Origin of the sequence: Salinibacter sp., assembly GCF_036626415.1 — a bacterium.
In the GTDB taxonomy this organism is placed as follows: domain Bacteria; phylum Bacteroidota; class Rhodothermia; order Rhodothermales; family Salinibacteraceae; genus Salinibacter.
Window position 1 is genome coordinate 1 of the sequence record NZ_JAZKRW010000133.1, and the last position, 7,875, is coordinate 7,875.

4 protein-coding genes and 1 pseudogene are annotated in these 7,875 nt (G+C 68.3%); 4 read left to right on the plus strand and 1 reads right to left on the minus strand.

The annotated features are described in order from the left end of the window. The first annotated feature begins 366 nt into the window (after positions 1-366). The 3 genes from V5A20_RS12020 to V5A20_RS12030 all read left to right on the plus strand — a co-directional run bounded on the left by V5A20_RS12020 (position 367) and on the right by V5A20_RS12030 (position 6,777). The gene (locus V5A20_RS12020) at positions 367-4,488 is read left to right on the plus strand and encodes a two-component regulator propeller domain-containing protein (RefSeq protein WP_332327429.1); all 4,122 of its coding nucleotides are present in this window, start codon (positions 367-369) and stop codon (positions 4,486-4,488) included. Between the two features lie 347 nt (positions 4,489-4,835). After that, entirely contained in the window at positions 4,836-5,600 is a 765-nt protein-coding gene (locus V5A20_RS12025) for a helix-turn-helix transcriptional regulator (protein WP_332327430.1), read from the plus strand. A 217-nt stretch (positions 5,601-5,817) separates the two neighbouring features. Beyond that, entirely contained in the window at positions 5,818-6,777 is a 960-nt protein-coding gene (locus V5A20_RS12030) for an NlpC/P60 family protein (protein ID WP_332327431.1), read from the plus strand. Positions 6,778-6,899: 122 nt separating this feature from the next. Here the strand turns inward: V5A20_RS12030 and V5A20_RS12035 are convergent, their stop codons facing one another. After that, on the minus strand, positions 6,900-7,499 hold the full coding sequence (locus V5A20_RS12035; RefSeq protein WP_332327432.1) for a hypothetical protein: 600 nt from the start codon (positions 7,497-7,499) through the stop codon (positions 6,900-6,902). A 185-nt stretch (positions 7,500-7,684) separates the two neighbouring features. Between V5A20_RS12035 and V5A20_RS12040 the strand changes: the two are divergent. After that, a pseudogene (locus V5A20_RS12040) lies at positions 7,685-7,875 on the plus strand (hypothetical protein); the annotation flags it as partial.

Consider the following 7,875-nt stretch of genomic DNA (forward strand, 5'->3'; position numbering starts at 1 on the left):
AGATCGGCCCCGCCGTGGTGCTGCACGAAGGGTCTACCCTGCTCGTGGTGGCCAATGCGCTGCGGCTGCTCCGATACACGCCGTCGTAAGGCAAATGGTAGAATGGGCAAACCCCCGGACGGCGGGTCCCTCCGGACACCAACATAGGACAATCCAGAACGTCCCTTTTTGGATTTGCGTGCGTTCGGGAAGGCCTCTTTTTTTCTGCGCATCCCTCGTGAGACGAAGCACTAGAGTCTGCTCACCACGTGTCTGTTCAGGGGGGCTCAAAGCGCTCTGTGTAGCCTCCGACGTTAAAAGCGCAGACTGGATGTGTCTAGAGAACGTGGGGTTCGTTCTCCGTTTGCGCAGCTCCTTGCCGGCAGGATGCGCCAAACACTCCTTTTGCTCGTTCTTGGTGCGGGAGCGTGGATAGGCGTTGCCAACGCCGATCCGGGGCCCGACCGCTGGTCCACACTCTACGACGGGCGCTCCGACACACGCTCAATGGCCCTCCGCACCCCAGCTGTTCGGGAACAGAGTCCCGGGTCGCCGACCGACCCCGTCGATCTGTACGGCCGGACCTCCGAATACGTCCCGAAGTCGTGGACCGTGGAGGACGGGCTTCCGCTGAACATGGTGTGGGCCCTCGAACAGTCGCGGGACGGGACGCTGTGGGTGGGGACCGCGGAAGGACTGGCCGCCTTCGACGGCGCCGGCTTTACGACCTATGACGGGGCGGAGACCGAAGGACTGGCGGGAAATAAGATTCGTGCGCTCATGGAGGATCGGGCGGGACGCCTGTGGATTGGCACTCCGACGGGCCTCTCCATCCGGGAGGGCGACGAGTTTCGGCAGATTGAGGGGCAGCCTCACATCCGCGCCTTTGGGGAGGCCCCGACCGGTCGGGTGTGGATGATCGGACCCTCGGGGCTGTACCGGTCTACCTCGGACGGCGTCCAGCGCGTGCCGCTTCCCGGCACTGTCGGTCCCATTGGGGCGTATGCCCACGTGGCCCCCGGGCCGTCGGATTCAGTGTGGGTGTCTACCGGGAGCGACCTTCTTCTTTATCGCGACGGCCGGTTTCGGCGTCCGGAGGTGCATCCGAAGGGGGATGTGCAGGCGCTCGACGTGGGGGCCGATGGGCGCCTCTGGGTTGCCACCCCCGAAGAGGTGCTGTCTGTGGGGCCGGACACCACGGCCCGGTACCACCACACGGGGGGCGTCGTCCGTTCTCTACGAGCGGATGGGGTTGGGGGCGCCTGGGTCGGGACGTCCAACACGGGTCTCCTACGCATCTCGGGGGGCACCATCCGGCAGTCGTACGCGGCGTCGGTGCCGAACGGACTGGTCCATGCCCTTGAGCGGGACGAGGCCGGTCAGTGGTGGGTGGGCACCGGCCGGAGTGGGGTGGTGCGGCTCCGTGCGAGGCTGGTCTGGCCCATCGGCAAGGAGATGGGCACCCGCCTCAGTGCGCAGGGGGTGTTCGCGGACGGGCGGGGCTCCGTCTGGGTGGGATCCACCTCTCAGGGCCTCTGCGCGTATACGGACACGACTCGGACCTGCTACGGGCCGGCGGAGGGGCTTCCGACGGGGCAGGTTCACAGCATCCAGGACGACGGAACGGGGGCCCTCTGGGTCGGCACGAAAGACGGAATTGCCCGCCGTCGGGATCAGCAATTTGAGACGGTACGGAGGCCCAACGGTCGTCCCTTCCGGGATTGGGCCGCGCTGCACGGAGACGCGGCAGGCGCCGTGTGGATTGCGAGCCGGGAAGGGCTCTTTCGGCATCGGGACGGCACGATCGAGCGGGTCCTTCCGGCGGATCGCATGCCGTCGCTGGTGCTCTCGATCCATCGCGGGCAAGAGGGTGCGGTGTGGATTGCTACCCGGGCCCGTGGGCTCGCGCGGTACGAGGAGGGGACGCTCCAGTGGTTTGACCGAGACGACGGGGTCCCGTACAAAAACGTCCGCGACATCTACGAGACCGACGACGGCACGATCTGGATCGGGACCTACGGCGGGGGCATTGCGCGATTCGAGGGCGAGGGCTTTGTGCCCGTCACGCCCGAGGACGGCCTCCCGTCCGGCACGATCCACGCGATTCGCGAAGCCCCAAGGGGCACGTTCTGGATGACCTCCAACGACGGCATCTTCCGTGTGCCCCGCGCCCAGGTGGAGGCCGTGGCCGACGGGCGTCGGGACCGCCTCTACGCGCAGATGCTCGGCACGGACGACGGAATGCCCGCACGGGAGTGCAACGGCGCCATGCATCCCGCCATGACCCAGGACCAGAGGGGCCGGCTGTGGTTCTCGACGGTGAAGGGGGTGGCGGCCGTCGATCCGCACGCTCCGGCGCTTGCCGTCCCCGATTCGATTCCCCTCCGCGTCACCGGCCTCCGCACTGACGGCACCGCCCAGCCGCTCGACTCGCTCGTGCTTGCGCCCGCCACCTACCGCGTGGCGCTCGACTTTTCGGCCACCACCCTCCGCCACGCCGACGACCTTTCGTTCCGGTATCGGCTGGACGGGGAGGCCTGGACCCCGGCCCACGGGCGCCGCACCGCCGAGTTTACGAGCCTCGCCGCCGGGACCCACCACTTCGAGGTGCAGGCCACGATCGACGGGGAGACGTGGTACACGCTCGATGCGCCCCTCCGCTTCACCGTGCTGCCTCATTTTTACGAGACGTGGTGGTTCAAGCTGCTGGGCGTAGTCGGCCTCCTCGGGCTGGGCATCGCCGCGTACCGGTGGCGCGTGCGCCGACTGCAGCGGCGTCAGGAGACGCTGGAGGCGGCGGTCGAGACGCGAACGGAGGAACTGGCCCGGCAAAAGGAAAAGACCGAACGGCAGGCCGAACGTCTCCAGGAGCTGGACGAGGCCAAGAACCGCTTCTTCGCCCACGTCAGCCACGAATTTCGCACGCCGCTCTCACTCATCCTGAGCCCGCTGCGCGACGCGCTTCAGCGCGCCACGGACGGGGCGGCCTCCCTCAGCGAAAATCAACTGCGGCGCATGACCACCAACGCCGAGCGCCTCCAGCGCCTGATCGACCAGCTGCTGGACCTGGCCACGCTGGAGGCCGGGGGCATGGAGCTGGACCGCCGGCCCGGCGACCTCGCGGCCCTCGTCGAGCGGACGGCCGAGGCATTTCGGTCGAAGGCCGAGCAGAAGGGCATCGCCCTGAACACGGAGATGCCCCCCGAGCGCGTGGAGATGCGCTTTGATCCGGAGAAGGTAGAGACGATCGTCAGCAACCTCGTGGGCAACGCCGTGAAGTTTACGCCCGAGGGCGGGCGGGTCGTCCTCCGGCTGCGCCGCACGGAGGACGCTCCGTCCGGCCCGGCCGCCGCCGACACGCCGGTGGAGGGTGGGGTCCGAATTACGGTGGCCGACACCGGGCCGGGCATCGACCCGGCGGAGCAGGCCCGCATCTTCGATCAGTTTGAGCGGTCCGGCACCGACTCCACGGAGGGACGCGAGGGGACGGGCCTGGGGCTGGCCCTCACGAGCGAGCTGGTAGAGCTGCATGGGGGCACCATCGAGGTGGAGAGCACGCCGGGGGCGGGCGCTGAGTTTATCGTACACCTGCCCCGAACGCCGGTGGACACGAGTCCGAATGGGGAGGCCGATCACTGGTCCCCGGACGGGTCGCCGGACCGGGTCCCAATCTTTGACGGGACCCCCTCCAGAACCAACGGGGACGACGCGGCGGGCTCGCCCGCAGAGGAGACGCCCGCGGAGACGGACGCCGCGACGGTGCTGGTGGTGGAGGACAACGCCGGGATGCGCGCCTATCTGCGGGAGCAGCTCTCCGACCACTGGACCGTTCGCACCGCTGCCGACGGGGAGGAAGGATGGGCAGCCGTGCAGTCCAAGGCGCCGGACCTCGTCCTCAGCGACGTCATGATGCCGACCGTCGATGGGATTGAGCTCTGTGAGCGGATCAAGAGCGCGGAGGCCCTTCGGCACACGCCGGTGCTGTTGCTAACGGCGCGGGCGGGAACGGACGCCGAGATTGAGGGCCTCAAGACGGGCGCCGACGACTACGTGACCAAGCCCTTCGACGCCGAAGAGCTTCGGCAGCGCATTGCCAACCACCTCGCCGCCCGCGAGCACCTGCGCGAGCAGCACCGGTCGGAGGTACGGGTCGAACCCATGGCGGCGGTCGTGGACGAGGAGGACCTCCCCTTCGTGGAAGAGGTCGTCGAGGCGGTGGAAGAGCGCTTGTGTGACCCGGGCCTGACGGTCACCCAGATTGCCGACGCCGTGGCGCTGAGCCGCCGCCAGCTGACGCGCCGCCTGAAGGACGCGGTAGGGCAGACGCCCGCGGCCTTTCTGCGGAAGCGCCGGATCGAGCGGGCGAAGAAACTGCTGGCGGAGGCCCCCGAGACGATCGCGGAGGTGGCCTACGCAGTGGGCTTCCGCTCGCCGTCGTCCTTCTCGAAGACCTTCCGCGAGCAGGTCGGGCACACGCCCAGTGAGTACGTCGACCAGCAGGAGGCGTAACGGCGCGTCGTCCGGCGGATGCCCCTGGGGCTGGGACGCATATCTTTCCGGCGACGTCGTTGCTCTCTTCACGTGTCGGCGTGATGGCGTATGGGCGTCCGGTAGAGAGACATGCATCCTCTCTTCCTTTCTTCCATCCCTCTTCGCCCCTCCCGCGCCCTCCACACTCGCGCTCCCGGGCCGCCCTCCCGAGTCCGACAAATCCTGTCGCGTGTGGGACACGTCTCGTGAGCGCAAGGGATTGTCCTACAATCGACAGCGCCAACCCATTTTCTACGGGGTCCACACGGAACCGACTTGGGGACCGCGCCGAGCGGCCCTGCTTCTCCGCGTAGCCTGGATCCCTCATGTCACAGGCGTCTACCGTCGTCCTCATCGTGACCGACCCGGCCGGTTTCCAGGCGGCCCTGGACGAGGACACGTCCTACCGCGTGCTCGATCCCGACCGTCTCGAAGATAAGACCCTGACCGACCACTCGGCGACCGACGGGCCCTCCGACCTGGAGAACGGCCCGGATCTCGTGATCAGTCCCCTCCGCCCCGCGGACCGCGCCCTGGCCCTCTACCGGCGCATCCGGGCGGATCCGGAGATCCCGGCCGTTCCCGCCTTGCTGCTTGCCCCACCGGCATCCAGAGAGCCCTCGGAGGCTGACCTCCCGACCGAATCCGTCTTCGACCTGCCCGGCGTTGAGGCCACCACCCGTGAGGGACTCCGGGCCCTCGTGGCCCACCGCCTGGCCGTCTGCAAGCCCACCGCGGGCCCACCTCACGCCCCCGACACGTCGTTCCGCGAGCGGGTCGAGGCCGTCGTGGAGCGCAACCTCGACGTGCCGAGCTTTGCCGTCGAGGAGCTCGCCGGCGCTCTGGGAATGAGCCGCCGTCACCTCACGCGTCGGATGAAGGAGGAAATGGACACCGCGCCCGCCGCCTACATCCGGGCGCGCCGCCTCGACCGGGCGAAGACGCTGCTGGCCGGGGACCCGCCCTCCGTGGCCGCCGTCGCTGAGGCGGTGGGCTTCCAGTCGGCCTCCGCCTTTACCAAAGCCTTTCGCCGGGCCACCGGGCAGGTGCCCACCGACTACGTCCGGGAGCACGACGACGCGTCGTCCTGAGCGCCGCCCACGGCCTGTGCCTATTGTGACAAATCGTGTCGCCAGTGGGACATGTCGCAGCAAGAACAGGGATTGTCCCAATACCAATAGTTGGGCGTTGTATCCTCTGGGGCAGGCTGGGGCGTGAGGGGCCCGATCGCCGCCGTGCTGGGGCGCAAAGGGACGAGGTGGGTCCTGGCGCTCCGCGCAACCACTTCTCATTATCTTCTGTGTTGCCATGCTTGCACCTCGCTCGTCGTGGTCGGCCGTGCTCGTGTCCCTAGGAACCCTGGTGCTTGTCCTCGGGCTGGCGACGGGCTGTTCCTCGTCGGAGAACACGAGAAAGGCTCCGACGCCCGAGCCGGAATCGCCCCCCTCACGGCCCGATCGCACGGATCGTGAAGCTGAGGACTCCGATGACGCCGATCGCCGGGGTGAGGCGCAGCCCGAGCCGGTGAAGGTGCTTCGCGTGCCGCGGGTGCGGCGGCGCATCGAGGCCGCGGCGGAGGACTGGATGGGGGTGCCTTACGAGTGGAGCGGCGAGTCAAAGCAGGGCATCGACTGCTCGGCGCTGGTGCAGACCCTCTACCAGGAGGCGTTTAGCTGGCGGCTGCCCCGCGTCACCGAGCTTCAGGTGCAGGCCGGGTCTACCGTCACGCGGCAAGAGCTGCGGCCCGGCGACCTCGTCTTTTTCCAGCCCGGCGGTGAGGGCAATCACGTCGGGGTCTACGCGGGGGACCGGGAGTTCATTCACGCCTCCACCAGCGAGGGGGTGACCCGCACGCGCCTCGACGACTACTGGCAGCGCCATTACTGGACGTCGCGGCGCGTGCTGGGGCCCTCCAAGGTGCCCGACACCCTTGCCTCGCAGCTTGTGGCCTACAGGTATCCGGACTCCACGGGCCGGGCTTCGGGTCGCCCCGTTCTTGCCGATCGGGACGAGAGGGGGCAGGACGCGGACCCACTCCCTCCGGCCAACGAGGAGGGGTCGCCGGTTCCCGACACGACGATGATTGCTACGGACACGGAAGAACCGCCGGCGCCCGACGACCGGGTCCGGATCACGGCTCGATCCGACACGACTGCCCTTCCCTCCTGCGCGGACCCGGACGTACAGTGCGGCACGCGCGGGGGAGAGGGCGCCTTCGGCGACACGACCTTCGCCTCCCCCGACACGACCGAGCGAATGGGCTGGTAGGCGCGGCATTCTGAATGCGAAGCGCCGGTCCAGCTCGAGATTCCTTTTCGCGATTCCTGCCATCACTCAAGAACTACCGAGTCATGGCTCGGTCCGGCCGATCCCTCGGCACGCCCCTCGCGCTACACTGCGGGGCGGGTGCCGGTGGTATTGGCCCACTCCGTGCGGAGGCGCTCCACGATGGCGTCGCCGCTGTCGGGCTCCACGCGCCGGATGTGGCGCTGGAGGGCGGGCCAGCCCACGAGCCGTGGCGCCTGCGTGACCTCGCCGTTGCGGATGCGCACCGTGAAGGGGCGCGTCGCCGACGGGTCCGACAGCCGCCACGTCTTGGAGACCTGCCTGGCGTGCGGCACCTCGGCGCGGACGGCCTGGGCCGAATCCCGGTGCGTCACGGCGCCAGGGGCAAGAGAAAATGTATCGACCAGGACAACCGGACCGTCGGCGCTGGACCCCGCCGTTAGGGCAAAGAGAGAGTCGTTGAGGGGATGGGTGCTGCGAAGCGAGGCGCCCTGATAGGAATAGTCCAGATACCGCGACGCGAGGGCGCGGGCCAGCGAATCGACCTGGGACAAGGAATCGGGAGAGTCTCCGGTTTCCAAAGTGTCGCGCTCCGGCGGGTTCTGGTCAGGATTCCCCCCGCACCCACTGGCGAGGACCAGGGGGAGGGCGACGATCAGGAGTCCGGCGATGGCCGAGCGGAAGGGGCTGTCGAGGGCATCCATGGAACGAGGGGAGGAGCCAGAGACGCGATGGGCCGCCCGATGGGAAGAAGGACGACGTAGTCGAAAGTAAATGCTTGACGCCAAGGACGTCAATACGTTGGGGCCCTCTCCGTCGGCTGCGAGGGACTCCACGATCGCATTGCTCTTGTTCGCCTGTACTGACACAAGCACCGATTCTACCCATCATGATTCGGACTCTCCGTACGTTTGCTCTCCTCAGCATTTTCGCCCCGCTGCTCTCCGCGCCCGCACAGGGGCAGTCGCTCCGGTACGGCACGGGACTGCAGGTCATGGGGAGCACGGCCGTCGCGAGCGTGAGCCCCGGCTTCCACTTCCGTACGACGCTTCCCATCACACAGGACCTCTCGCTGGGCGG

Excerpts from the sequence above, each read along its gene's own strand:
- V5A20_RS12025 (WP_332327430.1), top strand. The coding sequence starts at position 4,836 with ATGTCACAGGCGTCTACCGTCGTCCTCATCGTGACCGACCCGGCCGGT.
- V5A20_RS12020 (WP_332327429.1), top strand. The coding sequence starts at position 367 with ATGCGCCAAACACTCCTTTTGCTCGTTCTTGGTGCGGGAGCGTGGATA.
- V5A20_RS12035 (WP_332327432.1), bottom strand. The coding sequence starts at position 7,499 with ATGGATGCCCTCGACAGCCCCTTCCGCTCGGCCATCGCCGGACTCCTG.
- V5A20_RS12030 (WP_332327431.1), top strand. The coding sequence starts at position 5,818 with ATGCTTGCACCTCGCTCGTCGTGGTCGGCCGTGCTCGTGTCCCTAGGA.